We start from the raw sequence: 23,531 nt of genomic DNA, 5'->3' as shown, positions 1-23,531 counted from the left end.
CAAGGAGCCGCGTGCCGTGTCGCGTCTGTTCAGCGCCTATGTGATCGTCGACTGGAGCGCCGCGGCCAAGCCGACCACGGGCGCGGATTCCATCTGGATCGGCGTGCTGAAGCGCGACGTGCGCTTCCGGCTGACCTTCGAGAGCTACAACCCCGCGACCCGAGGCGAGGCCGAGGCGAAGCTGGCGGCCGTGCTCGACGACCTGAAGAAGCGCGGCGAGCGGGCCCTGGTCGGCTTCGACTTCCCGCTGGGCTTTCCGCGCGGCCTGGCCAAGGCCCTGTCCCTGCCCGGCGAGACGCCCTGGCGCGCGGTCTGGGACCAGTTGGCCAAGATGGTCAAGGACAAGGCCGACAACACCAACAACCGCTTCGGCGTCGGCTCGGAGATCAACCGGCGCCTGACCGGCGGTCCGTTCCCCTTCTGGGGCTGCCCGCCCAAGGACGCCCTGACCACCCTGCAGCCCAAGCGGCCGCGCGAGCATGGTCCGGACGACCTGCCCGAGTACCGCCACGCCGACGAGGCCGCCAACGCCAAGGGCGCGCACTCGATCTGGAAGCTCTATTACAACGGCTCGGTCGGCGGTCAGGCGATCGTCGGCATTCCGGCCGTGCGCCGCCTGAAGGACGCACGCGGCGAGGCCGTGCGGGTCTGGCCGTTCGAGACTGGCTTCAAGGCCCTGACCGAGGCCGACCTGGACGGCGTCGCGGTGGTGGTGGCCGAGGTCTATCCCTCGATGCTCAAAACCGCGCCGGCCGCCGGCGAGATCAAGGACCTGGCCCAGGTGCGGAACCTGGCCGAGCACTTCGCCAAGCTGGACGAAACCGGCAAGCTGGCCGCCGCCTTCGCCGCGCCGAAGGGCGTGCCGGAGGAGGTGCTGGAGGCGGCAGCGACTGAGGAAGGCTGGATCCTGGGGGCCTAGCCAAAAAAGCTGTCATCCCGGACAAGCGCGCAGCGCGCCGATCCGGGACCGCCGCAAGCGCTGAGCCTTTTGCGGTCCCGGGTCTTCGCTGCGCTACGCCCGGGATGACAGGTGTTGGTCTTCCGCCAGCTTCCGATCCCGCCGATCCAAGATCCGGAACCGCGCCAGCAGGAAGCCCGCCGCCAGGAAGCTGGTGACGATCACCGACGTCACCACCCCGTTCAGGCCCATGCCGCGCGGGATGGCCAGCCACCAGGCCAGCGGTCCCATGACCAGGGCGTAGCTGATCAGGTGGGTGATGGTCGGCACCCACACCTCCCCCCGTGCACGCAAAGCTTGGGCCGTCACCACCTGCACCGCGTCGGGGGCCAGAAAGAAGCAGGTCAGCACCAGGGCCGGCAGGATCAGGCTCAGCGCTGCCGGGTCGGTGGTGTAGGCCAGGGCGACCCAGTGCCGGGTCGGATAGAGCAGCAGGGCGGCCAGGAGCCCCACGACACCGATCACCGCGAAGGCGATCCAACCCGCGCGGGTCATGCCCGCCGGGTCGCGCGCGCCATAGGCTCGCCCGACCTGGACGGCCGTGGCCGAGGCGACGCCCAGCGGGATCATGAAGATCACCGCGGCCACGTTCAGCACCACGGCCCAGGCGGCGACCGCCAGGCCGCCGATCCAGCCGGCCACCAGGTTCATGCCGGCGAAGGCCGAGACCTCGAAGAAGTTGGACGCGCCGGCGCCGTAACCGATGCGGCGCTGCTCGATCTCGGCCGCCTTGTCCGGCGCGGGTTTGTCGAACACGCCGAGCGTACGGGCCTCCTTCATGCGCAGCACGAAGACCGCCATCGCCACGGTCATGAAGCTGCGGGCGATGAAGGTCGACCAGGCCCCGCCCACCGCGCCGAGGGCCGGCAGGCCGAAGGTCCCCGGCACCAGCACCAGGTTGGCCAGCAGGTTCACCAGATTGGCCAGCCACATGATGATCGTCACCGGGCCGGGCCGCGACAAGCCCTCGAGCCAGAAGGTCAGGGCCACCGAGACCGCGTACAGCGGCAGCGACAGCGAGAAGACGATCAGCGGCGCGGTCGCGCCGTCGGCCAGGCCGTCCTTCAAGCCCAGGCTGTGCAGGAACAACGGCCCGAGCGCGGCCAGGAGCACGGCCGTCGTCACGCCGATCCAGCTGGCATAGACCAGCCCGCGCCGCAGGACCGCGCCGGTCTCGTGCGGTCGCCCGCCGCCCATGGCGCGGGCCGTCATGACCTGCACTCCGACCAGCAGGCCCACCGTCATGGTCACGAACACCGACGACGGCGCCCAGGCCATGGCGTGGAAGCCCAGCTGGCGGGCCGAGAAGTGGCCGACGACGATGGCGTCGGTCAGGCCCATGACCATGATGCCTAGGCGCGACAGCACGACCGGCCCCGACAGGCGGAGCAGCTCGATCAGATCGGTCATGATGGGGCCGCGCGGCCGCTTCGGAGGAAGCGCCGTTCCGGCCGCGTCGCGCGGCATGGTCGTCACCTCAAAAGACTTAAAAAGAAGGGGGGTCAAAGAAGGCCGGCAAGGTGGCCCATGCCGGTTTTTCCGGCAACCCGCATTCAGTCACGGTTGGAACATCGCTCCGCCCCAGCGGTTTTGGGGGCTCAGCCCAGGAGCAAGCCCATGGCCGAGACCCAGACCCCGCAATTCGAGAAGGGCGGCGACCGCGCGGCCGACGCCGAACGCGATATCCAGGCGCCGCTAGACGCCAAGGAGGAGCGATCATTCAAGTCCCAGGAGGGCCCGCCGAAGGACGAGAAGAAGAGCCAGGCCATGCAGGCCGGCGCCCGCCCCTACCCGGCCCCGCCCTTCCCCGAGCAGCACCAGGCCAAGCCCGGTGAAGAATACAAACTCGACCCCGCCCCGATGTACGACGCACCGTTCTACAAGGGCTCGGGCAAGCTTGAGCACAAGGTGGCCCTGATCACCGGCGCCGACAGCGGCATCGGCCGGGCCGTGGCCGTGCTGTTCGCCCGCGAAGGCGCGGACGTGGCCATCGGCTATCTGTCGGAAGACCGAGACGCCGAGGAGACGCGGCTGGCCGTCGAGCTGGAAGGCCGCCGGGCCATCCTGCTGCCCGGCGACGTCGCCGATCCCGCCTACGCCAAGGCGGCGGTCGAAAAGACCGTCGCCGAGCTGGGTCGGCTCGACATCCTGGTCAACAACGCCGCCTTCCAGGAGCACGTCACCGACTTCGAGGACCTGACCGAGGAGCATTTCGACCGGACGCTGCGGACCAATCTCTATGGCTATTTCCACATGGCCAAGGCGGCGGTGAAGCACCTGCCGAACGGCGGCGCGATCATCAATACCGGCTCGGTCACCGGCATGCTCGGCAACAAGGACCTGCTGGACTATTCGATGACCAAGGGCGGCATCCACGCCTTCACCCGCTCGCTGGCCACCCATCTGGTCGAGAAAGGCATCCGGGTGAACGCCGTCGCGCCGGGCCCGGTCTGGACGCCCCTGAACCCGGCCGACAAGCTCGGGCCGCAGGTCGCCGAGTTCGGCGCCAAGACCCCGATGAAGCGGGCGGCCCAACCCGAGGAGATCGCGCCCGCCTATGTGTTCTTGGCCTCGCCGCAGACGTCCAGCTACATCACCGGCGAGATCCTGCCGATTATCGGGGGTTATAGCGGGGGGTGAACGCCTCTTCGCTTTTTCTTGTCATCCCGGATCGGCGCGCTGCGCGCTTGTCCGGGATGACAAACTTTTTCTGGACCTGGAGCGGCCACACCTCGGCCAGCTCCTGAAGCGGCGGATCGCGAGCCAGGTTCTAGAACCCCGACGCTGACAACGGCCTGACGCGTGCTATGCAATCGCCTCCGCCAAAGGAGTCGCCCATGGCCCGCCGCGTCGCGCTCGTCTCCCTGCTGGTCGCCGACTATGACGAGGCGATCACCTTCTATGTCGGCAAGCTGGGCTTCGCCCTGGTCGAGGACACCGACATGGGCGGCGGCAAGCGCTGGGTCGTGGTCTCGCCAGGGACCGAGGGGACCAACTTCCTGCTGGCCCGCGCGACGGGCGACCAGGCCGAAGCCATCGGCCGCCAGGGCGGCGGTCGCGTCTGGCTGTTTCTGTACACGGACGACTTCGAGGGCGACCACGCGCGCATGACCGCCGCCGGGGTGACCTTCCTGGAAGCGCCGCGCCACGAAGCCTACGGAACCGTGGCGGTGTTCGAGGATCTCTCCGGCAATCGCTGGGACCTGCTGCAACCCAAGAGCTGAGACCGACATGGCCCGCCTGCTGACCTTCATCGCGGCCGTGACCGCGCTCTGCCTCGCCACCCTGGCCCCGCCTGCCGCGGAGGCGGCGCCGGCCAGGATCCGGGTGCTCTATCTGGATCAGTCGGTCGGCTGGCGGCACGCGCCGGTCACCCGGCCCAAGAACAGCAACGGTCCGACGCAATCCGAGCTCGCCCTGGCCGAGATCGGCGCGAAGTCCGGCTTCACCGTCGAGTCCACTCAGGACGCCCGTACGATCACGCCCGAAAAGCTGAAGGACATCGACGTCCTGGCCTTCTACACGACCGGCGAGCTGCCGATCCCGGCCGAGACCTGGGCGGCGATCCAGAAATGGATCGAAAGCGGCAAGGGCGGCTTCGTCGGCCTGCACAGCGCCACCGACACCCACTGGGACTATACAGGCCCCGGCCAGACCTACACCGCCTTCATCAACGGCAAGTTCGCCGGCCATCCGTGGACCCAGGGCACGCCGATCACGGTGCAGGCGCTGGGCGGCAAGGACCCTGTGAATACGGCCTGGCCCGCCCGGTTCGCCTATGCCGAGGAGATCTATCAGTATTCGGACTACGATCCGACCAAGGTCCGCGTGCTCCAGGCCCTGGACTTCACCGACATGGCCTTGAAGCGCCCGTGGTTCGTGCCGATCACCTGGACGCGGCAGATCGGCCGGGGCCGGGTGTTCTTCACCAATCTGGGCCACACGCCCAGCACCTGGGACGACCCGCGCTATCGCGCCCAGATCGTCGAGGCGGTGCGCTGGACCGCCCATCGCGCGCCGGGCGCGGCCAAGCCCAATCCGGACGAGCAGGCCTTGTGGGCGCTGCGCTCGCTGCTGGCCTATGACGGTCGCCCCAAGGCCGAGGTCGAGGCTCGCCTCGCCAAGCTGGCCAAGGCCGACTCCGCGTGGCTACGCGACGCCGCCGCCCGCACCGCCGCCCTGCGTCCGCTGTGGCCCGCCAAGCCCGACAGCGACAAGGCGCCGTTCGAGGCGGCCTACAAGGCGGTGCTGGCCGACGTCGTAGCCAAATCCGACGGCTGATCCGGACCGAAGGCCTCGGCCGCGTAGGTCCGCAACTGGGCGGCGATGTCGTCCGGCCAAGCCTGGATCCGCGTCTCGAAGCCGGCGTCGTCGCCGGCGAACAGGGCTCGCATGGCCTCCTCGAAGCCCGGCAGATCACCGCCGATCGCCGAGGCGAACCGGTAGGCCGCCTCGCGGGCCGCGCGGATGCGGTCCGGCCCTTCGCTGGCCCGGCGGGCGGCCTCGACCAGCTTGCGCAGCGCCACCGACGCGCCGCCCGGCTGGCTGGCCAGCCAGTCCCAGTGGCGCGGCAGCAGGGTGACCTCGCGCGCCACCACGCCCAGCTTGGGCCGGCCGCGACCGCGCGGGGCCTCGGTCGGCGGCGACAGGCGCCTGGCCAGCGCGTCGGGTCCGCCGCTGAGGTCGAAATCGACCGAGCGACCGTCGGGACCGAAGATCAGCACCCCGCCCTCGCCTGTCAGCGCTTGAGCCGCCAAGGCCGCGTCGAGCCGCGATCCCGCCGCCACGCGCGTGGTACCGTGGAAGACCACGTAGCGCCCCTCGCCTTCGTCGCCCGCCATCAGTTCAGCCCCTTGGCGTTCAGGGTCTCGATCCAGTGGTCACGGCGATCCTTCAACCGCGCGGCGCGGCCGAAGCGGTCCAGCCCCTCGGCGTCGATCGTCTCGACCGGCTCGAAGGCGAAGGCGTCGGGCCCGTGCGCATTCCAGGCGGCCTGCAGCGTCGGCTCCCGGTGCGAGTCCCGGCGCAACGAGAACCAGACGCCGTTCTGACGGGTGGAGAGGTCCGGCGTCGCGCCGATCCACACCTCGCCCGTCGCGACGCAACGCACGGCGTAGATCCCGGCCTCGACCTTGCGTTCCTTGTAGGCGCGCAGCAGCGCCTTGCGTTCGGACATGCAAATCTCCTCGGGAAGCGAACCTCGTGGCGCGCCTTTTACCCGGACGAAATCTGAAGTCAATAATATCCGGGTAAATTACCCTTGACTGGGTCGGTAGGCGACGTAGCCGCGCTCGACCATCCGCCGCGTGGCCTCATAGGCCGCCGACAGCTCCTCGAAGGCCGAACGCAGATGGGTCAACTGCGCGACCTGGGCCTCGGAGAGGCTGGCGCCCGCATCGGCGATCGATGCCGCCTCGGCCACCCACTTGGCGCGCGCGGTGGCGACCGCGACGGCCAGGCGCTGGAACCGCTCACCATCGACGTAGGGCGCGGTCGCGCCCAGCACCGCCTTGTTCGAGGCGAAGGCGGTGTAGTCGATCTGCTCCAGATAGCCGCGCAACCGGCGCTGAACCTGGGGATCACCGTCGTTGGGCTCGAAATGGTCGCCGGTGCGGCGGGTGCTGGAAGTCATGATCGCCATGACGGCCTCCGATCCGGCCGATAGCGCCGTTCGAGAAGGAGCGTGCGCCTCACAGCTTAAGGGCGGGTTTAGGACGATGCAGCGAGAAGCTGAGCCCTACATCAGCTTGCGGAAGCTGAAGCGCACCGTGCGGCCCAGCGGGTCGAGGTAGTCGCGCTGATAGGCCTGGGGCGTCGCGCCGTTCTGGTCGCGGACCGTCTGCTTGGCGTCGAGCAGGTTGTCGAAGTTCAGCGACACCTGCGCGCCCTTCAGGATCGGGAACCGCTCGACCGCCTTCTTGCGAGCCGGGACGCCGAAATTGGCGAAGACGTTCACGCCGACGACGGCCAGGTCCGAGAAGTAGAGGGTCTGACCACCGGTCGCCCCGCCGTTGACCCAGGTCGAGGCCTTCCAGGCGGCGTTGAAGCGGGCCCCGAGGCCGTTCTTGAAGTAGCTGCCGTTGACCTGCACCTCGTGGCGCGCCTGGCCGCCGCGCGCGCCGATCGCCGAGCCGTCCAGCTGGTCGAGGACCGGCAGGCCCTTGCGGACGGTGATCTCGTCGGTCAGGCGCCAGGTGTGATAGACCGACAGCTGCAATATGCCCTGACCGGGCTGGACCCTGAAGGACGGAGCTCCGCCGCCGGACCCGCCGGGCCCGCCGCCACCTGGGCCGCCGCCCGGTCCGCCGAAGCGCATCATCCCGCCGCCGCCGCCCGGACCACCCCCACCCGGGCCGCCGCCGACGCGACCGCCGCCGGGACCGCCGCCGGGACCGCCCGCCGCGCCGGGGGTCGGCTGACCGACCGGCTTGAACAGGTTAAAGCCCCAGCGAATGTTCTCGGACTCCGCGCTGGCGAAATTGACCGGCCGCGCGTCGATCGACAGCAGGCGTCCGGTGGCGTCGCGCGTGAAGCGATCCGGGAACGCGGCCTCCAGGTCCGGCGTGATCGACGGGAACGAGGCGATCATGTTCTTGGTCTGGGCCCGCGTGTAGGTGGCGTTGAACGTCAGCTCGACCTTCTCGAACGGCTTGTAGTTCACGCCCAGCTTCTGGACCTGGCGGTTGTCGTTGCGAAGGGCGGCGTTGCCGCCGTCGGTGCGGGAGATGATCACCGTCTGGCCGGTCGTGAAGTCGAACACCGAGACGTTCGGGGTCACCACCACCGGATCGTTGATCTGGTTGGTCGAGGGCGCGCCCTCTTCCTCGGTGTAGCTGGCGACGAAGCTGATCGGCTTGAACGGCGACCAGTTGAGCCCGCCGCCCACGGTGGTCAGCCCGCCCAGGTCGGACAGGTCCTCGTAGCCGAGATTGACGTTGGCCGAGAGGTCGCCCGCCTTGGCCAGGAAGTTCTGCCGCGTGCTGGTGATCGGCAGGTTGAAGCTGGTCTGAACGCTTTCGCGGTTGCGGGTTATGTCGCGCGTCGTGGTCACGCCCGAGCGGACGGTCCTGGAGTCGAGCGCGCGGGTATCGGCCCCAACCTTCAGCGTCGTCTGCAGGCCGCCGGCGGGCAGCTGGAACAGGTTGCCGCTCAGGACGACCTCGGCGCTGGCCGAGGTCGAGACCGAATGGGCCGTGTCGGCCGCGGCGTACTTGTAGAGGTTGGCCGGGATCACCCCGAACGGATTGACGGCCGGATCGCCGGCCGCCACCGCCGCTTGGAAGGCCGAGGCGTCCAGGCCGCGCCCCGTCGTCGTGTCGGTCTTGATTCGGTCGACGTCGCCCGTGAAGTTCCAGCGCCAGTCGCTGATCCGGCCATTGGCCGCCATGCTGGCCTGGGTGCGCAGGGTGTCGACGTCGCGCACCATGGCGCCCGGCGCGTCGATGTAGCGATAGCCGGTCACGGCCCTCGAGAACGGTGAAAACGGACTGCCCGCCGGCAGGGTGAAGGTCACGCCCGGCAACCCCAGCAGCGCGCGGCTGCTGGTGTCCTCGAGATTGCCGGTCAGGGTCAGCTGGATCTTCTTGTTGATGTCGCGGGTCACCGAGCCGCGCAGCGTGCCGCGGTCGACCTTGTTCATCAGCGTGCGCGACGCGGTCAGGTCGCCGGTGTTGTAGCGTCCCGCGCCGGACGCGAAGTCGGCCAGGCTGGCCCGTCCGACCAGGGCGGAGCTCGGCGCGCCAGCGAAGGTGACCGTGCTCCCCGCCAAGGCGGACAGCGCCGGGTCGATTTCCGCGCCAGCCACGCCGCTGATATTGCCGACCCGGTCGAACGGCTGGCCGTTGGGCGTACGGATAATGTCGCGATCGGTCTCCAGCAGGTAGGGGTCATGCTGCAGCGAGACGTCGACGTTCCAGCGCTTGTCGCCGTTGATGTTCAGGCGATTGCCGTTGAGGTTGGGCACCACCCGGCCGCCGTCGGTGGCGACCGTGGCCGCCGCCTGGGCCATCAGGGCGTTGTAGTTCTTCTTGAGGATGATGTTCACGACCCGCTGGTCGGCCTTGTAGCCGTAGCTGAGCGCGACCTCCTCAGGGAACACCTGCCACCTCTCGATCGCCTCGGGCGGGATGCCCTGCATTTCCTGGAAGCCCGAGATGCGGCGACCGTTGATCAGCATCACCGGCCCGCCGCCGCCGTCGCGGCCGCGCGTGCTGGTGGTCTGGGGAGCCAGGATGGTCAGCAGCTCGACGATATTCGCCGCGCCGAGGCTCTGGATCTCCTCGGCGTTCAGTTCCAGATCCGGCGGGATGTCGCTGTCGACCTTGCCGCGCTTCTGAGCCTCGATGGTGAGGCCATCGACCTCGGTCGGACCGTCGTCCTTGACCTGGGGCTTCTTCTGGTCGTCCTCGGCGAACGCCTCGGTCGGCGCCGCGAGCAGCGCGTTCGCGCCCCCCGTCACCGGATCGAACGCGACGGCGGCCAGACCGTAAAAAAGCAGGGTCGAAAGGGTCATACAGGCCCACGGAAGCGGGTGGCGAGGACGCCGACGCTTCGCGGCGCCAACGCTGGGTTGATCCTCCTTACGGGCCCGCGAGCTTCACCGCAACGCTCCCCGGAATTAAGAAAAGGCAATGCGGCATAAACCGCACACGGGTGTGCGCTTGAGCGCCTTTCAGCCGCTCAAGCGTTGAAATAACGTCACATTTTCGACGTGGACGTGTGACGCCGGAAACGATGTTGCAAGCAAGAAACAAAGCCCGCGAGCGTTCCGCCGCTCATCCCAGATGACGGGATTACGCGCCGCTCGGCGGTCGCCCGCGCGAGCGGCGCAACCTTAGCGCGTCAGCGCTCGATGAAGGCCTGGAAGCCGCCGAAGATCATCCGCTTACCGTCGAACGGCATGCTGGCCGTGTCGGCCTTCAGGCGCTCGTCGGCCATCACCTTGGCCATCACCGCGTCGCGGCTGGCGCGGTCGGCATAGGTGATCCACGAGAAGATCACGATCTCGTCGTCGGTCGCCTGCACCGCGCGGGGGAATGAGGTCAGCTCACCGTAGGGCACGTCGTCGGCGACGCACTCCACATAGGACAGCGCCCCGTGCTCCAACCAGATGTCGCAGCCCTTCTGGGCCAGGGCCTTGTAGGCCTCCAGCTTGTCCTTGGGCACGGGAACCACGAAACCATCGACATAGGCCATGACGTCCTCCTTGTTCGTCGTTGACGACACAAGGACGCTCAGCGGCCCGCTGTTCCGACAGCCGGGACCGCGCCGGCGCGAATTTCTTTCATCAGCTCCAGAATGGCCTTGGCGTGGCCGCCGGCCAGGTCGCCGTCCGGAAAGACCGCCAGAGGGACGTCGGGCGCGAGACCCCGGCCCTCCAGGTCCTCGCCCTTCGGCCCCTTGTAGAGTTCGGCGGGCAAGGCCAAGGCCCAGCCGTTCGGCAGGGGCTTGGGCAGCTGGTCCGAGAACGCCCCATGGGTGGTCCCGCCCACTTGCTTCACATTCGGCAGGGCCTTCATCATCAGGGTGAAGGTCTCGCCGGCGCTGACGGTCACGTCGCTGGTGACCAGATAGACCGGGCCGGTGAAGCGCTCCCCGCTGGCCGGCTCGACCCGAACCGGTTGAAGCGGCGCCTTGGCCCCGACGCCGATCTTCGAATAGGCCAGGACCGACTGGTCGGCGAAGCGGCTGGCGACGGCCTGGCTGATGGTGTCGTAACCGCCGCGGTTGTTGCTGACGTCGACGATCACCGCCCGCGCGCCGGCGAAGGCCGCCATCGCCTCGTCCAGCACCGCGTCGAGCGGCCGGGGATCGTCCGGCGCGGCGTTGCGAGCGAAGCCGCCCATGGTCATGAAGTTCAGGTAGCCGATGTCCTCGGCCCGGCCCCAGAAGACCCGGTTGTTGGCCGCCTGGCGACCTCGCCCCGCCAGGATCTGGGTCAGGATCCCCTCGCGATAGGCCTGTAACCAGACCTTTTCGCCGCCGGTCGGATCGGCGGCGGTGACGCGGGTCAGGGTGGGCGAAGCGCCAGGCTCGAGGTCGCGCTGCGCGCCATCGACCATGCCATGCAGCTCGACGTGGGGATCATCCAGGCCGGCGATCAGGCCCGACAGCGCCGACCACAGCTGGAAGTCGGTTGCGGTTGGCCCAACCTGGGCCAGGGCCGCGGTCTTTCGCGCCTTCCAGTCCAGGCCACGCTCGGCCGAACGCGGGTAGAGCTCGGCGAAGGTGTCGGCGGCGAACGCGACGATGCGGTCGGGCGTCCAGGCGGCCGCGCCGATACAGGCGGTGGGGAGGTTGGGCAGGCGGTCGAACAGGTAGCGGGCGCCCGATGCATCGCCAGCCAGGGTGATCGTCCCCTGCCCCTCGGAGCGCCAGACCTTCAGGATCTCGTCGGGATCGGACTGCTGCCGCGGGTCTGGATAGCAGGCCTCGCCAGCGGTGTGGAACAGCTGCGAGCCGTCCGAACCGAACTGCACGATCCAGCCGTAGCCGCGCGACTTCCAGGCGCCGCGCAACTCCGTCGCCACCGCGCCGCCCTTGGCCTGGACAGGCCAGAACGGACTTTCGGCCAGGACCGGCGTGGCGACGGCGAGAACGGCGACCGCCGCCAGGAGACTCAAGCGTTTCATGGCGCGACGGTGAAGCGCTCCCCACCGCCGCGCCAGTGAAATCACCGCTACTCGGTCTTCAGGTAGATCTCCGAGCCCTGTTCGCGGAACTTCTCGCTCATCTCGGCCATGCCCAGTTCGGCGTTGTTCGGCGCGAGACCCGCCGCGAAGTCACGGACCTCGTGGCTGATCTTCATCGAGCAGAACTTGGGACCGCACATCGAGCAGAAGTGGGCGGTCTTGTGCGCCTCCTTCGGCAGGGTCTCGTCGTGGAACTTGCGGGCGGTTTCCGGGTCGAGGCCCAGGTTGAACTGGTCCTCCCAGCGGAATTCGAACCGCGCGCGGCTGATGGCGTCGTCCCACATCGCCGCGCCGGGATGGCCCTTGGCGAGGTCGGCGGCGTGGGCGGCCAGCTTGTAGGTGATGACGCCGGTCTTGACGTCGTCGCGGTCCGGCAGGCCCAGGTGCTCCTTGGGCGTGACGTAGCAGAGCATGGCCGTGCCGAACCAGCCGATCATCGCCGCGCCGATCGCCGAGGTGATGTGGTCGTAGCCAGGCGCGATGTCCGTGGTCAACGGGCCGAGGGTGTAGAACGGGGCCTCGTGGCAGTGCTTCAGCTGCTCGTCCATGTTGGCCTTGATCTTGTGCATGGCCACGTGGCCGGGCCCTTCGATCATCACCTGGACGCCGTGCTTCCAGGCCACCTTGGTCAGTTCGCCCAGGGTGCGCAGCTCCGAGAACTGCGCCTCGTCATTGGCGTCGGCGGTCGAGCCTGGGCGCAGGCCGTCGCCGAGGCTGAACGACACGTCGTAGGCGCGCATGATCTCGCAGATGTCCTCGAAGCGCTCGTAGAGGAAGTTCTCCTTGTGGTGCGCCAGGCACCACTTGGCCATGATCGAGCCGCCGCGCGAGACGATTCCGGTGACCCGCTTGGCGGTCATCGGGATGAACGGCAGGCGCACGCCGGCGTGGATCGTGAAGTAGTCGACGCCCTGCTCGCATTGCTCGATCAGGGTGTCGCGGAACACTTCCCAGTTCAGGTCCTCGGCCACGCCGTTGACCTTCTCCAGCGCCTGGTAGATCGGCACGGTGCCGATCGGGACGCTCGAGTTGCGGATGATCCAGTCGCGGATGTTGTGGATGTTGCGGCCGGTCGACAGGTCCATGACCGTGTCGGCGCCCCAGCGCGTGGCCCAGACCAGCTTGTCGACCTCGTCGGCGACCGTCGACAGCACCGCCGAATTGCCGATGTTGGCGTTGATCTTGACCAGGAAGTTGCGGCCGATCGCCATCGGCTCCAGCTCGCCGTGGTTGATGTTGGCCGGGATGATGGCGCGACCGCGGGCCACTTCCTGGCGCACGAACTCAGGCGTCACGAAGTCCGGGATCGAGGCGCCGAAGTCCTCGCCGTCGCGGACGCACGGGCGGTCCTGCTCGCGGCGCAGGTTCTCGCGGATGGCGACATATTCCATTTCGGCCGTGATGATGCCGGCGCGGGCGTATTCCAGCTGGGTGACCAGCTTGCCCGGCTTGGACCGGTAGATCGTGCGGCTGGTGTCCGGGAATTGGGGAGCCAGGTGCTTGCCCTGGGCGAAGCCGTTGTCCTCGGGCTTCACCTGGCGGGGATCGGTGACAATCTCGACGTCGCCGCGCGCCACGACGAAGGCCTCGCGGGTGCGCGGCAGGCCCTTCTCGATGTCGATGGCCACCGACGGGTCGGTATAGGGGCCCGACGGGTCGTAGATGGTCACCGGCGGCTCGTTGGCCGACGGGTGGACGGCCACCTCGCGGAACGGAACGCGCAGCTCGGGGAACAGCTCACCGGCCTGATAGACCTTGCGCGAGCCGGGGACGGGGCCGGTCGAGATGGTCTCGGCGACGGCCTTGATGGTGGTCTGGACGTTCATATCGGGCGCTCCTCAAGCGATAAGGAGACCCGGACGTGTCGTGCTTGGATCGGTCTGACGGACGGAAAACCAGGCTCCGTCCGCGTTCCCTCCCTTCGCCGGCATGACCCGGATCAGGTTCTACGGGTCAGGGCGAAAGCCCAATCTCAGCCGCGCGAGCGACCCCCCGGTGAACAGAAGGCGGACACTAGGCCGGTTGACGGACAGGTCAAGGGCACGCATGAAAAACAACCATCGCGGTTAATTCTATGGACCACAGGCGAAAGTTACTATAGATATAACGACGATATGCGAATTCAGTCGGGGGGCTGAAATGAGCGGCGACAATCTACGGAAGACGGCCAAGAGCCTTTCGGAAGCTATTGCTAACGGCGCGTCCGAGCGATGGCGGCTCGTCCTGCTTGGCATCCTGTTCTTCCTGGGCGCCTTGCTGGCCTTCTTTGGATGGGACGTGGGCGCGCGCCTGCTGGGCGTCTGGATGATGCTGCTATCCGGCGTCTCGGTCGTCGTCCTGGTGCTGTTCGACTTCGCCAAGAACCTGATCGGGCAACCAGACGGCAATAAAGCCGGCGCGCGATCCGCTTCTGTTGTCTTGGCCCTACTGCTGGCAGCGCTGGCCTCGCCCGAGGTGGTGTCCTCGACGGCAAAGACGTTGGTGACGTCCGTCTACACCGCCACGGTCTACACGCCCCAGTTGGCGGCGGCGAAGAACGCCTTGGCCGAAGACGCCGTCGTGGGCCTGATGCGGACTAAGGGGAAGAAGGCTGGCGAGGAAATCATCACGCGCGTTGCTGCTAAATCCAGAAGCGTCGCCGTCGACATCTACGGAAACCAGGCCAATGCCGAGCTGTTCGCCAATCTTTCGCTGCTCATCTATGACGCGACCAAAGACAGCAAAGCCGACAGCGCCGCATGGATCTGGTTCTTCTTCGTGTTCGCGGCGATCCTGTTCTTGGCGCGCGCACTGGTCCAATCCTACGACGCCATGTCGCCCGGAGAGCCCAAGGAGGTGAAGGAGGACACTCCCTCCGCCTCCGTTCCGGACGCGAAGCCCGATGCCCCCGCGAAAAGCGCGCCGAAACCGTCCAACCGCCCCCCCTTGATGAACTATCCCAAGTGGCTTGCGCTGTGCCTCTATGCGTCAATCCTGGTTCCGGCGACTTACTTCTCGCTCGGCGCCCTGCTCAAGCTGGGCTTAGATTCGAAGGGCACAGAAGTCTCAGCCGTCCAGACGCAGTTGCGGGAAGCCGGCGCGGCGGCCATGGAAGCCTCGCCGGGCTCGCAGGTCGACCTGGACAAGGTTGCTGGAAAACTCAAGCGGTACAGCCTCGCCGCAGCCTCCCCGCCCTTGGAAAAAGATAAGGCGACGCCAACTGCGCCATCGGTCCCCGATCACTATGCCGACACGCTAAGGAACGCAGACGCCGCGGTAACCGACGCGAGAGCGCTGACCACGGGCCTCGAAGCTTGGCGAGCGGGATACGAAGCGGCCGCCCTGCGGCAGGCCACGAGTTTCAAACGCGTCGCGACCGCCGATCAGTTCTCAGATCACGTCAGCGCCGTCTCGGCGCAGTATCGCTCGGACATTCTTAGGACGCGCTCGGACATCCGCGCCTGCATGATCGGCTTGTCAGATCTCGAAGCCGGTTTCGGCGACAAGACGCTGGGCGTCATCCAGCCAGACCTTGCGACCGACGTCATGGGCAGGTGCGAGAAGGCGAGGGCAAGTGTCGAGAAAGCCCCATGGCCACCGGTGCCAGTGATTTGCAGCGAGACTTGCTCGATCACCGCCAAGTCAGCCGGTCTTAAGACCGACGCCGGTTGCCTGGCGTGCCAGGGCGGCGCGATGAATAATGTCCTCTACGGCTGGATGGCGGATATCTCCGATTCCGCGGTGCTGATCGTCGGGTTGATCGGCTTTGGCCTATTCGGCGCGTCAATACGCATGCTGGGCAGGCCGGACGAAACCTTGGTTACCGAGGCCGACTTCACCCTGGCGCGTATGCAAAGAGATGCCGAACACGTACGGCTGAAGGAAAAAGGTCAAGCCAAGCTGGACGCAACGGCCAAGTACGAGGCATCGAAGGCCAAGTACGATGAGGATTCCAAAACGCTAGATTCTAGCGATGCGAAGACCGCGGCAGTACTCGAAGCGCTCGCGAAGAAACGCGATGCGGCCCAGGTCGAGGTGGAGGCCGCTCAGAATGAAGAGAACGACGCGAGAGCCGTCGCGTCGAAGGCCGACATCGCGCTCGCTACCCTGGATCGTCGCGCCGCAGAGGGCCACAGCAACTTCGTCGTCGAGCGGATCGAGGACGGCAAGCGGGAGTATGTTATTTCAGGCGCACCGGCAAAGGTATTCGTTTCGGGTCTCGGCGCGGCCTTCACGGTTTTCCTGGCGGGCAAGGCCGGCGTGCAGATCTTCACCGAGGGCGGCCGCACCAGTCCGACAGGCTTGTTGCTAGCCTGCTTCGTGGGCGCGGTCTTTGCCGAGAATATATGGCGCGCTGTCAGCGACGCGGTGGTCAAACGCACGACGCCAGCCTCGCCGCCTTAACGCGCCGCATTTAAAGCCGCCCCGCCGAGAAGGTGTCGCAGGCCGACGGATTGCCCTGGTCGTAGCCGCGCGTAAACCAGCGCATGCGCTGGGCGCTGCTGCCATGGGTGAAGCTGTCGGGCACCACCTGCCCTTGCGTCTGCTTCTGGATGGTGTCGTCGCCGACCGCCGCTGCCGCGCCCAGCCCGTCCTTGATGTCATCACGGTTGATGACGATCCGGCCGCCCGAGGCCTCGTTGGCGTGCGAGGCCCAGACGCCGGCGTAGCAGTCGGCCTGCAGCTCCAGCCGCACCGAACCGCTCTCCTCACCCCGCGCACCCAGACGGCGAGCTTGCTGGTCGGCGCTCAGCAGGTGCTGCACGTGGTGGCCGATCTCGTGGCTGATCACATAGGCGCGGGCGAACTCGCCCTGAGCCCCGAAGCGGCCTTCCAGCTCGCTCCAGAAGGACAGGTCCAGATAGACCTTCTGGTCGGCCGGACAATAGAACGGCCCCATCGCCGATTGGCCCGTGCCGCAGCCCGTGCCGGTGGCCTGCTTGTACAGCACGATCGCCTGGGGCGGACGGTAGTCGACGCCTTCGCGCTGGAAGATCGGCCCCCAGACCTCGCGGTTGGAGGTTTCGATCACGTCGACGAACTGGCCTTCCTTGTCGGAGACCTCGCCGCGCGCGCCCTCCTGCTGGGCCGGCTGCTGCAACCCTTGAGTCGCCTCCATCGTGGTGCGCGGATCGATGCCGAACACGAAATAGCCGATGGCGGCCAGCACCACCGCGCCGACGCCGCCGCCGGCGATGCCGACCGGTCCCAGACCGCGCCGATCCTCGATGTTGCCGGACCGGCGACCGCCTTCCCACTCCATGAGATCCTCAATCCTTCTTGCCGACCTGTTTGGGTTCGCTAGCGGGCCTGATGGCCAGCATGCGGGCGTTGCTTTGCGCCAGCGCATCCTGCGTCAAGCGCTCCATCCGGTCCATGGACCTCGAGAGCTCGGCCTCTCGCCGGGCCGGCTCGTCGAGTGGCCGGGCTGGCGGCGCGGTCAGCGGCCGCAAATTCGGCGCCCCGGCGCGCTGGGCGTCGAGATCGCGCAAGGCCGTCTGGGTCCGCGCCCGCTCATTGGCGTTGGAGGCCTCGATCTGGCTGGACAGCAGGTCGCGCCGGGCGTCCTCCAGGGCGTGGGCGGCCGCGTTGCGGGCCTGGATGTCGCGCAGATCCTGGGCGCGCGCGCCGGCGACGCCCAGCGCCGCCAGGCTGACCGACAGCAGAAGAACCGCGCGCGTCATCGGAAACTCCTCAGCAGGAACGACCGATGACGCGCAAGGCGCCTAGGGCCGCTTGATCGTGAAACGCGCGAGCTCGGTCTTCGGCGCCGGCCAGTCGGGCTTCAGCTCGGCGGCCTTCGAATAGTCCTTGTAGGCCGACTTCACGTCCCCCAGGCCTTCATTGGCCAGGCCTCGGTTGAACCAGGCCTTTTCCGGGTCCTTGACCCCCAGGGACAAGCCCTTGTCGATCTGCTCGACGCCTTCCTGGTAGCGCTCCTCGCCGACCAGGGTCGCGCCGCGGTTCACATAGGCTTCGCCCAGGTTCGGGTCGATATTGGCGGCCTGGTCGAAATCGGCGCGCGCGGCCGAGAATTGTCGCTGCCGAAGCTGCAGGACGCCGCGGTTCACATAGGTGCGGGCGCGGTCGCGGAAGTTCAGGTTCTCGACCTCCAGCGCCGTCGTGCAGGCCAGCACGGCGCGATCGTCGGTGCGGCCCTTCAAGGCGGCGTCGGAGCATTCCTGGGCCGAGCCGCTGCCAATCACCAGGGTCGAGGCGCCGGCCGTTCCGGCGGCGCCGAGGAGAGCCGCCGCGCAAAGGGCGGCGAGCGGGATGGTTCGGGTCATGTCTTCCTCCCTGGACCGATCATATCCGCCGGCCCTCTGCGGCCATCATACCACCACCGCCTCCAATGCTCACGCGCGCAGACGGCCGGCGCGCGATCACCTAGTCGCGAAATTCAAGGTTGCAGAGCAAGGCGACCACCCTCAACATTCCGACAGCTTCACATTTTGGATGTGACCCATGATCCTGTTCGCCGTATTTGCTCTGGCCGTCGCGGCGACGCCGCAGGAGACCTCCCAGACCAACGAGGTTGCCCCGGCGATCATCCAGCCGCGCAAGGGCCGGGGCGGCGTCGTTCCCTCGGACCTGGAGATCGAACGGCAGCTTGACCTTATGCTGAAGGACCAGCCGGAGAAGGTGATCTGCGTCCGCCTTGTCCGAGAGGGCTCGCGGCTGCCGCATGAGGCCTGCAAGACCTTGCGCGGCTGGTACGATTTCGAAACCGGCCGAGGCAAGGAGGGCCAGGTCCGTGACGTCATCGCCGCGCTGAAGCACAATCCGCGCGGCGGCGACGAGGTCGGCGCCAGGGTCAGGGCCGCGCCCTACGAACTGATCGAGATGATCAAGGACCGTTATCGCAGCCCCGCAGCCCGCGCCCAAGCCGCTCAGCGAGCCAAGACACGCCTTGCCCCCGCGCGCTCGCCAGCGGACCCGCTTACCTCGAACCCGTAGACACACGCCTTCCCGATCGCGACGGACGCTGACCGTGCTAACAGAGGCGGCGACTCTGTCAGGGACCGTCGCCAATGCACCTCGCCCGCTTTCCCCGCGCCCGCTTCGCCCACCTGCCGACGCCGCTGGAGCCCTTGCCCCGCCTGGGCGCCGAGCTGGGCATCGACCTCTGGGTCAAGCGTGACGACTGCACCGGCCTGGCCGGCGGCGGCAACAAGACGCGCAAACTGGAATTCCTGCTCGGCGAGGCTCTGGCGCAGGGCGCGGACACCCTGGTGACCCAAGGCGCGGTGCAGTCCAATCACGTACGCCAGACCATCGCCGCCGGCGCCCGCTTCGGCCTGAAGACCGAGGTGGTCCTGGAGGAGCGCACCGGCTCGAAAGCCTCCGACTACATGGGCAACGGCAATGTGCTGCTCGACAAGCTGATGGGCGCGGCGATCCGCTTCGCGCCCGGCGGCAGCGACATGGTCGCCGAGCTGGAGGCCACGGCCGAAAGCGTCCGCCAGCGCGGCGGCAAGCCCTATGTCATTCCCGGCGGCGGCTCGAACACGGTCGGGGCGCTTGGCTATGTCGACTGCGCCCGCGAGCTGATGGTCCAGGTCGATCAGATGGACCTGAAGATCGACCGCCTGGTGACCACCACCGGCAGCGCCGGCACCCACGCCGGCCTGGTCGCCGGCTTCGCGGCTCTTTCCGTGGATGTTCCCATCCTCGGCTTCGGGGTGCGCGCGCCCAAGGCCAAGCAGGAAGAGAACGTCTTCAACCTGGCCGTCGCCACCGCCGAGACGATCGGCGCGGCCGGCCGCGTGAAGCGCGAGATGGTCGTGGCCGACTGCGACTATGTCGGCGAGGGCTATGGCCTGGTCGATCAGGGCGTCATCGACGCCCTGGCCCTGGCCGCCCGCACCGAAGGCCTGCTGCTGGACCCGGTCTATTCGGGCAAGGCGATGAAGGGTCTGATCGACCAAGCGCGCAAAGGCGCCTTCAAGGGTCAGCGGGTCGTCTTCCTGCACACCGGCGGCGCCCAGGGCCTGTTCGGCTATCAGAGCGTGCTGGAACCGGCCCTGGCCTGAAGGAGCGGTGATGAGCAAGGTTCTCGGCGTCCTCGGCGGCATGGGCCCTGCCGCCACTCTCGACTTCCTGGCCAAGCTGCAGGCGGCGACGCCGGTCAAGCGCGAGCAGGACCACCTGCGGGTGCTGGTCGACATCAATCCCAAGGTTCCCGACCGGAACCTCGACGACTCGGATCCCGGCCCCGTGCTGGCGGCCATGGCGGCCGGCCTGCGCGACGGCGGGGCGCAGGTTCTGGCCATCGCCTGCAACACCGCCCATGCCTATGCGGAGGACGTTCGGGCTAGCGGCCTGCCCCTGGTCGACATGCTGGAGACGGCGGGCCTGGCCGCCCGGGCCAAGGGCGCGACGGTCGTCGGCGTGCTGGGCACCAGCCTGGCTCTGGGCCTCTATCGCGACCGCTTCTCGTCCATGAGGCTGGAGGTGGTGACGCTGGACGACCATGAGCAGGTCGAGTTCATGGCCCTGCTCTATCGCATCAAGCAGGGCGAGGTCGGCGAGGCCTCGCGCGAGGTCATGGCCGCCCTGGCCCATCGCCTGGTCGGCAAGGGCGCGCAGAGCGTGGTGGCGGGCTGTACGGAAGTGCCGCTAGTGCTGGACGCGATGGACCTGTCGGTTCCGTTCCTGGACGCGACGGAAGAGCTGGCCCGGCGTTGCGTAGCCGTCTGCCTAGCCTAACGGCTCAGCGTCGGCCGCGCTTCGTCGTGGCAGGCGTCGAACATGCCCATCAGGGCCGCCGCGCTCCGTGACGCCTGGGCCATGCGCAATAGCGCCGCGCGCGCATGCGCGTTGTCAGCGATCTCGGCCTGGCGCTCGAGATGCTCCGCTTCATAAATATGGTCGTTGCGGCTGCCCATGGCGCAAACGTTTACAGGAGATGAACGGGCCCGCCATGTGACCGCTGGACGCACACGCACGTTGTTCGAGGAATAGCGTGCGCCCGATTGTCACGGATTGTTAAAGTCTGAGTATAGCGACAAATGAAAACACCCCCAGACCTGATGGCCCGGGGGTGTCGTCCTGTTCCCCAACAGGACGGCGTCGGCGGCGCTGAAACTCGAGCGCGGCGGCGTCGCCTCAAAACTTATGAACCTCCTTTCGCCGAACGGAGATCGACAAGCAACGCGTCCGCCTGTCGCAGGCCCCATTTCGGGGACAAGGCCAAGCTAGAAAACGTTTGCGATCAAGGAACTCACGCCGAGAGACCGCACGACCCGCGACGAGCGGCCGCAGGCGGTCGGCCCGGGAATGGGACCGGTCGCAAAAATGGATGGCCAAAACGATGACACCGGTAGCAAGCTGGACGAAATCGTCACTGCAAGACGACGGGGCTCTCACAAGCTCGGGAGGAACCAAGATACGCCCCTTCCGGCTCGATGACGGCCTCGCGTCGCCCGGAGTCCTCCATGCCGCTCAGCCCGATCTCCCGCCGCCGTCTGATGGCCACCTCGGCCGCCGCTTTCGCCGCTGCCGGCGCCTTGACCCCGCTGCAGGCCCTAGCCGCCCCCAGCAAGGCGCAGGCGCTGGACACGATGAAGAAAGCCGCCCGCTTCATGGTGGAAAAGGCGGCCTATAAGGGTGGCTATGTCTGGAGCTACCTGCCCGACTTCTCGCGCCGCTGGGGTGAGATGGAAGCCTATCCGACCATGATCTGGGTGCAGCCGCCCGGCACCGGCACCATGGGCCACCTGTTCCTGGACGCCTATCACGCCACCGGCGACGACTATTATTACGACGCCGCCTGCAAGGCCGCCGAGGCCTTGATCGCCATCCAGCACCCGGCCGGCGGCTGGAACTATCTGGGCGACCTGGCCGGCGAGGCCTCGATCCGCAAGTGGTACGACACCATCGGCAAGAACGGCTGGCGGCTCGAGGAATTCCAGCACTACTACGGCAACGCCACCTTCGACGACGCCGGCACGGCCGAGAGCTCGCAGTTCCTGCTGCGCCTATACGTCGAGAAGAAGGACAAGCGCTTCAAGCCGGCCCTGGATAAGGCCCTGCAGTTCGTCCTCGACAGCCAGTATCCGGTCGGTGGCTGGCCGCAGCGCTTCCCGCTGAAGAACGAGTTCCACCACCACGGTCACGAGGACTACACCGGCTTCATCACCTTCAACGACGACGTGGCCGGTGAGAACGTCAAGTTCCTGATCATGGTCTGGCAGGCCCTGGGCGATCCGCGCGCCCTGCCCGCGATCAGGAAGGCCATGGACTGTTTCGTGGTTTGTCAGCAGCCCCAGCCGCAACCGGCCTGGGGCCTGCAGCACCATGTCGACACCCTGAAGCCGGCCGGCGCCCGCACCTACGAACCGGAAGCCTTCGCCTCGCACACCACCGGCGCCAACATCGCCGCCTGCATGGACTTCTACGAGCTGACCGGCGACCTGAAGTACCTGGCGCGCCTGGGCGAGGCCCTCGACTGGCTGGACAGCATCAAGGTGACGCCCGAGATCCAGAAGGGCCGCCCCTACCCGACCTTCATCGAGATCGGCACGGGCAAGCCGCTCTATATCCACCGCCGCGGCAGCAACGTCGTCAACGGCGCGTACTACAACGACCAGAACCCCGAGAAGACGGTCATCCACTACTCGTCGTTCCGCGCGGTGAACGTCGAAGGCCTGCGCAAGCGCCTGGCCAAGCTGAAGGCCACGCCGCCCGAGGTCGCCAGCAAGGACTCGCCGCTGAAGGGCGGCCGCAAGGCGCTGCCCAAGTACTTCACCACCGGCGACATCTCGGTCTCGGACCTGAACGTCGGCGTGCTGAAGGCCGACGCCGGCCAGGCCGCGCCCGACAAGGCCGCCGGCCTGATCGCGGCCCTGAACGCCGAAGGCTGGTGGCCGACCGAGCTGAAGGCGACCAGCAACCCCTATATCGGTGACGGTTCGCCCACGCCCGCGCCGGGAGACTTCAGCCAGACCCGGGTCGGCGATGCGACCGACACCTCGCCCTACATCACCGACACGCCCAAGATCGGCATCTCGACCGGCGCCTTCGTCGAGAACATGTCGGCGTTGATCAAGTACGTGACGGCGTAGGAGATCCGGCGACCGCCTTCTAGGACGCCCGCCCCAGCGCCGCGCGCACCACTTCGGGCGCATGATCGATGACCCGCAGATAGGCGGTCAGGGCGGCGTCCGGTCGGGCGTCGCCGTGCTCCAGGTCCTCCAGCAGCGTCAGGTCGATGCGGAAAGCGTCGGCGAACTCGGCCTGGGAAAGGCCGGTGCGCCAGCGGACCGCCTGGACCAGGGCGCGAGCGGATCGCGAGCGAGCGGGCGTGGCGGCCTCATCGATCGCGGGGTCGGCGGGTCGGGTCATCATCGGTACGCTCCTGGGCACTGGGGCCTCCCCTGGAGGGTCTTCTAGAGCGCCTCGATTGCAGAAATTCGACGGCTTTGAGTCAGCGTTGCGTCGTCATCGCCCGCGCCTTGGCCTCGACCTCCTCGACACCCCGCAACGGATCACCCGACGCCTCCAGCATGCGGTTGAAGGTCCGAAGGTCGTTGGTCGTGATGTGGCGGATCTTCTTGTCGCGCGACCATTCCAGGCCGATCAGCTGGCCCAGCCGGCACGCCTTGGGCAGCAGGGCCGGCTGCTCCTTGGCGCCGCCCTTGATCAGCAGCTTGCCGACGATGTCGTTCCAGTTCGGCGATCCCGCGAAACAGAACGGCAGGTGGTCGCAGGTTCCGGTCCAGAAGCGCCTGTACCAGCGAGCATGGAGGGGCGTGTCATAGGTCATGCCCTCGCTCGGCATGACAAACGCCCGGCAGTCGTCACGGACAAACTCCCGGGCGTTGGCGGCGCCGGCGACCAGCAAGGTCGCAGCGAGGATTGGCGCCATAGGAACGGATTTGGCGAGACGAACCAACAAGGCT

General features: G+C 67.6%; 23 protein-coding genes and 1 riboswitch. Of the genes, 9 read left to right on the top strand and 14 right to left on the bottom strand.

Annotation, left to right across the window (positions count from 1 at the left end; genetic code table 11):
- The first annotated feature begins 16 nt into the window (after positions 1-16).
- Entirely contained in the window at positions 17-919 is a 903-nt protein-coding gene (locus ASC70_RS12305; protein WP_056050396.1) for a hypothetical protein, read from the top strand.
- A gap of 93 nt (positions 920-1,012) precedes the next feature.
- On the opposite strand, the gene ASC70_RS12300 is transcribed toward ASC70_RS12305, so the two are convergent.
- Entirely contained in the window at positions 1,013-2,425 is a 1,413-nt protein-coding gene (locus tag ASC70_RS12300) for an MATE family efflux transporter (protein ID WP_056050393.1), read from the bottom strand.
- 150 nt (positions 2,426-2,575) lie between these two features.
- Between ASC70_RS12300 and ASC70_RS12295 the strand changes: the two genes are divergently transcribed.
- From ASC70_RS12295 to ASC70_RS12285, 3 genes are all read left to right on the top strand, one after another.
- Positions 2,576-3,598, top strand: a complete 1,023-nt coding sequence (locus ASC70_RS12295) for an SDR family oxidoreductase (RefSeq protein ID WP_056050391.1) — start codon at positions 2,576-2,578, stop codon at positions 3,596-3,598.
- A 197-nt stretch (positions 3,599-3,795) separates the two neighbouring features.
- Positions 3,796-4,182: a VOC family protein gene (locus tag ASC70_RS12290; RefSeq protein ID WP_056050389.1), complete on the top strand. Its 387-nt coding sequence runs from the start codon at positions 3,796-3,798 to the stop codon at positions 4,180-4,182.
- Positions 4,183-4,189: 7 nt separating this feature from the next.
- Positions 4,190-5,239, top strand: a complete 1,050-nt coding sequence (locus ASC70_RS12285; RefSeq protein WP_056050388.1) for a ThuA domain-containing protein — start codon at positions 4,190-4,192, stop codon at positions 5,237-5,239.
- Here ASC70_RS12285 and ASC70_RS12280 read toward each other — a convergent pair.
- The 7 genes from ASC70_RS12280 to thiC all read right to left on the bottom strand — a co-directional run bounded on the left by ASC70_RS12280 (position 5,194) and on the right by thiC (position 13,475).
- Positions 5,194-5,799 carry a DUF2239 family protein gene (locus tag ASC70_RS12280; protein WP_056050386.1) on the bottom strand — a complete coding sequence of 202 codons (606 nt, stop codon included), beginning with the start codon at positions 5,797-5,799 and terminating at the stop codon, positions 5,194-5,196. The two genes, ASC70_RS12285 and ASC70_RS12280, sit on opposite strands and share 46 nt — an antisense overlap.
- The gene (locus tag ASC70_RS12275) at positions 5,799-6,134 is read right to left on the bottom strand and encodes a GIY-YIG nuclease family protein (protein WP_056050384.1); all 336 of its coding nucleotides are present in this window, start codon (positions 6,132-6,134) and stop codon (positions 5,799-5,801) included. Before ASC70_RS12275 ends, ASC70_RS12280 begins: the two co-directional genes overlap by 1 nt.
- Before the next feature lie 78 nt (positions 6,135-6,212).
- Positions 6,213-6,599, bottom strand: a complete 387-nt coding sequence (locus ASC70_RS12270; protein ID WP_056050381.1) for a hypothetical protein — start codon at positions 6,597-6,599, stop codon at positions 6,213-6,215.
- Positions 6,600-6,695: 96 nt separating this feature from the next.
- Positions 6,696-9,470 carry a hypothetical protein gene (locus ASC70_RS12265; RefSeq protein WP_056050379.1) on the bottom strand — a complete coding sequence of 925 codons (2,775 nt, stop codon included), beginning with the start codon at positions 9,468-9,470 and terminating at the stop codon, positions 6,696-6,698.
- Between the two features lie 329 nt (positions 9,471-9,799).
- Positions 9,800-10,153, bottom strand: a complete 354-nt coding sequence (locus tag ASC70_RS12260; RefSeq protein WP_056050377.1) for a DUF1428 domain-containing protein — start codon at positions 10,151-10,153, stop codon at positions 9,800-9,802.
- 38 nt (positions 10,154-10,191) lie between these two features.
- Positions 10,192-11,589: a S41 family peptidase gene (locus ASC70_RS12255; RefSeq protein WP_056050375.1), complete on the bottom strand. Its 1,398-nt coding sequence runs from the start codon at positions 11,587-11,589 to the stop codon at positions 10,192-10,194.
- A 47-nt stretch (positions 11,590-11,636) separates the two neighbouring features.
- Positions 11,637-13,475, bottom strand: coding sequence for a phosphomethylpyrimidine synthase ThiC (gene thiC, locus ASC70_RS12250; RefSeq protein ID WP_056050372.1), 1,839 nt, complete (start codon positions 13,473-13,475; stop codon positions 11,637-11,639).
- 73 nt (positions 13,476-13,548) lie between these two features.
- A riboswitch (TPP riboswitch) is annotated at positions 13,549-13,654 on the bottom strand.
- Positions 13,655-13,788: 134 nt separating this feature from the next.
- Here thiC and ASC70_RS12245 point away from each other — a divergent pair.
- Complete coding sequence (locus tag ASC70_RS12245) at positions 13,789-16,032, top strand: hypothetical protein (protein WP_056050370.1); 2,244 nt, start codon at positions 13,789-13,791, stop codon at positions 16,030-16,032.
- 10 nt (positions 16,033-16,042) lie between these two features.
- On the opposite strand, the gene ASC70_RS12240 is transcribed toward ASC70_RS12245, so the two are convergent.
- From ASC70_RS12240 to ASC70_RS12230, 3 genes are read right to left on the bottom strand one after another with little or no spacing between them, the layout of a single operon-like run.
- The gene (locus tag ASC70_RS12240; RefSeq protein WP_056050369.1) at positions 16,043-16,891 is read right to left on the bottom strand and encodes a neutral zinc metallopeptidase; all 849 of its coding nucleotides are present in this window, start codon (positions 16,889-16,891) and stop codon (positions 16,043-16,045) included.
- A gap of 7 nt (positions 16,892-16,898) precedes the next feature.
- Entirely contained in the window at positions 16,899-17,312 is a 414-nt protein-coding gene (locus ASC70_RS12235; RefSeq protein ID WP_056050367.1) for a hypothetical protein, read from the bottom strand.
- Between the two features lie 42 nt (positions 17,313-17,354).
- On the bottom strand, positions 17,355-17,915 hold the full coding sequence (locus tag ASC70_RS12230) for a tetratricopeptide repeat protein (RefSeq protein ID WP_056050365.1): 561 nt from the start codon (positions 17,913-17,915) through the stop codon (positions 17,355-17,357).
- Between the two features lie 178 nt (positions 17,916-18,093).
- On the opposite strand from ASC70_RS12230, the gene ASC70_RS12225 reads away from it, so the two are divergent.
- The 3 genes from ASC70_RS12225 to ASC70_RS12215 all read left to right on the top strand — a co-directional run bounded on the left by ASC70_RS12225 (position 18,094) and on the right by ASC70_RS12215 (position 20,337).
- Positions 18,094-18,585 (top strand): hypothetical protein, encoded by a 492-nt coding sequence (locus ASC70_RS12225; RefSeq protein WP_056050363.1) that lies wholly within the window; start codon positions 18,094-18,096, stop codon positions 18,583-18,585.
- A 74-nt stretch (positions 18,586-18,659) separates the two neighbouring features.
- Complete coding sequence (locus ASC70_RS12220; protein ID WP_056050362.1) at positions 18,660-19,661, top strand: D-cysteine desulfhydrase; 1,002 nt, start codon at positions 18,660-18,662, stop codon at positions 19,659-19,661.
- A 10-nt stretch (positions 19,662-19,671) separates the two neighbouring features.
- Positions 19,672-20,337 carry an aspartate/glutamate racemase family protein gene (locus tag ASC70_RS12215; RefSeq protein WP_056050359.1) on the top strand — a complete coding sequence of 222 codons (666 nt, stop codon included), beginning with the start codon at positions 19,672-19,674 and terminating at the stop codon, positions 20,335-20,337.
- Here ASC70_RS12215 and ASC70_RS12210 read toward each other — a convergent pair.
- Positions 20,334-20,516 carry a hypothetical protein gene (locus ASC70_RS12210; protein WP_056050358.1) on the bottom strand — a complete coding sequence of 61 codons (183 nt, stop codon included), beginning with the start codon at positions 20,514-20,516 and terminating at the stop codon, positions 20,334-20,336. The two genes, ASC70_RS12215 and ASC70_RS12210, sit on opposite strands and share 4 nt — an antisense overlap.
- Before the next feature lie 549 nt (positions 20,517-21,065).
- Here ASC70_RS12210 and ASC70_RS12205 point away from each other — a divergent pair.
- The gene (locus tag ASC70_RS12205) at positions 21,066-22,694 is read left to right on the top strand and encodes a pectate lyase (protein WP_056050617.1); all 1,629 of its coding nucleotides are present in this window, start codon (positions 21,066-21,068) and stop codon (positions 22,692-22,694) included.
- A 19-nt stretch (positions 22,695-22,713) separates the two neighbouring features.
- Here ASC70_RS12205 and ASC70_RS12200 read toward each other — a convergent pair whose 3' ends face one another.
- Positions 22,714-22,977 carry a DNA-binding transcriptional regulator gene (locus tag ASC70_RS12200; RefSeq protein WP_235519354.1) on the bottom strand — a complete coding sequence of 88 codons (264 nt, stop codon included), beginning with the start codon at positions 22,975-22,977 and terminating at the stop codon, positions 22,714-22,716.
- 79 nt (positions 22,978-23,056) lie between these two features.
- Positions 23,057-23,497, bottom strand: coding sequence for a hypothetical protein (locus ASC70_RS12195; protein ID WP_047404354.1), 441 nt, complete (start codon positions 23,495-23,497; stop codon positions 23,057-23,059).
- Positions 23,498-23,531 lie beyond the last annotated feature (34 nt).

The organism is Caulobacter sp. Root343 (assembly GCF_001425745.1).
Lineage (GTDB): Bacteria > Pseudomonadota > Alphaproteobacteria > Caulobacterales > Caulobacteraceae > Caulobacter.
Note: the sequence above shows the minus strand (reverse complement) of the source record. Positions and strands in the feature narration are given on the sequence as shown.

Coding starts and splice junctions, on each gene's coding strand:
- ASC70_RS12285 (WP_056050388.1), top strand. CDS start 4,190: ATGGCCCGCCTGCTGACCTTCATCGCGGCCGTGACCGCGCTCTGCCTC.
- ASC70_RS12220 (WP_056050362.1), top strand. CDS start 18,660: ATGCACCTCGCCCGCTTTCCCCGCGCCCGCTTCGCCCACCTGCCGACG.
- ASC70_RS12195 (WP_047404354.1), bottom strand. CDS start 23,497: ATGGCGCCAATCCTCGCTGCGACCTTGCTGGTCGCCGGCGCCGCCAAC.
- ASC70_RS12225 (WP_056050363.1), top strand. CDS start 18,094: ATGATCCTGTTCGCCGTATTTGCTCTGGCCGTCGCGGCGACGCCGCAG.
- ASC70_RS12280 (WP_056050386.1), bottom strand. CDS start 5,799: ATGGCGGGCGACGAAGGCGAGGGGCGCTACGTGGTCTTCCACGGTACC.
- ASC70_RS12270 (WP_056050381.1), bottom strand. CDS start 6,599: ATGGCGATCATGACTTCCAGCACCCGCCGCACCGGCGACCATTTCGAG.
- ASC70_RS12205 (WP_056050617.1), top strand. CDS start 21,066: ATGCCGCTCAGCCCGATCTCCCGCCGCCGTCTGATGGCCACCTCGGCC.
- ASC70_RS12275 (WP_056050384.1), bottom strand. CDS start 6,134: ATGTCCGAACGCAAGGCGCTGCTGCGCGCCTACAAGGAACGCAAGGTC.
- ASC70_RS12265 (WP_056050379.1), bottom strand. CDS start 9,470: ATGACCCTTTCGACCCTGCTTTTTTACGGTCTGGCCGCCGTCGCGTTC.
- ASC70_RS12200 (WP_235519354.1), bottom strand. CDS start 22,977: ATGATGACCCGACCCGCCGACCCCGCGATCGATGAGGCCGCCACGCCC.
- ASC70_RS12295 (WP_056050391.1), top strand. CDS start 2,576: ATGGCCGAGACCCAGACCCCGCAATTCGAGAAGGGCGGCGACCGCGCG.
- ASC70_RS12230 (WP_056050365.1), bottom strand. CDS start 17,915: ATGACCCGAACCATCCCGCTCGCCGCCCTTTGCGCGGCGGCTCTCCTC.
- ASC70_RS12235 (WP_056050367.1), bottom strand. CDS start 17,312: ATGACGCGCGCGGTTCTTCTGCTGTCGGTCAGCCTGGCGGCGCTGGGC.
- ASC70_RS12255 (WP_056050375.1), bottom strand. CDS start 11,589: ATGAAACGCTTGAGTCTCCTGGCGGCGGTCGCCGTTCTCGCCGTCGCC.
- ASC70_RS12245 (WP_056050370.1), top strand. CDS start 13,789: ATGAGCGGCGACAATCTACGGAAGACGGCCAAGAGCCTTTCGGAAGCT.
- ASC70_RS12215 (WP_056050359.1), top strand. CDS start 19,672: ATGAGCAAGGTTCTCGGCGTCCTCGGCGGCATGGGCCCTGCCGCCACT.
- ASC70_RS12290 (WP_056050389.1), top strand. CDS start 3,796: ATGGCCCGCCGCGTCGCGCTCGTCTCCCTGCTGGTCGCCGACTATGAC.
- ASC70_RS12260 (WP_056050377.1), bottom strand. CDS start 10,153: ATGGCCTATGTCGATGGTTTCGTGGTTCCCGTGCCCAAGGACAAGCTG.
- thiC (WP_056050372.1), bottom strand. CDS start 13,475: ATGAACGTCCAGACCACCATCAAGGCCGTCGCCGAGACCATCTCGACC.
- ASC70_RS12210 (WP_056050358.1), bottom strand. CDS start 20,516: ATGGGCAGCCGCAACGACCATATTTATGAAGCGGAGCATCTCGAGCGC.
- ASC70_RS12240 (WP_056050369.1), bottom strand. CDS start 16,891: ATGGAGTGGGAAGGCGGTCGCCGGTCCGGCAACATCGAGGATCGGCGC.
- ASC70_RS12300 (WP_056050393.1), bottom strand. CDS start 2,425: ATGCCGCGCGACGCGGCCGGAACGGCGCTTCCTCCGAAGCGGCCGCGC.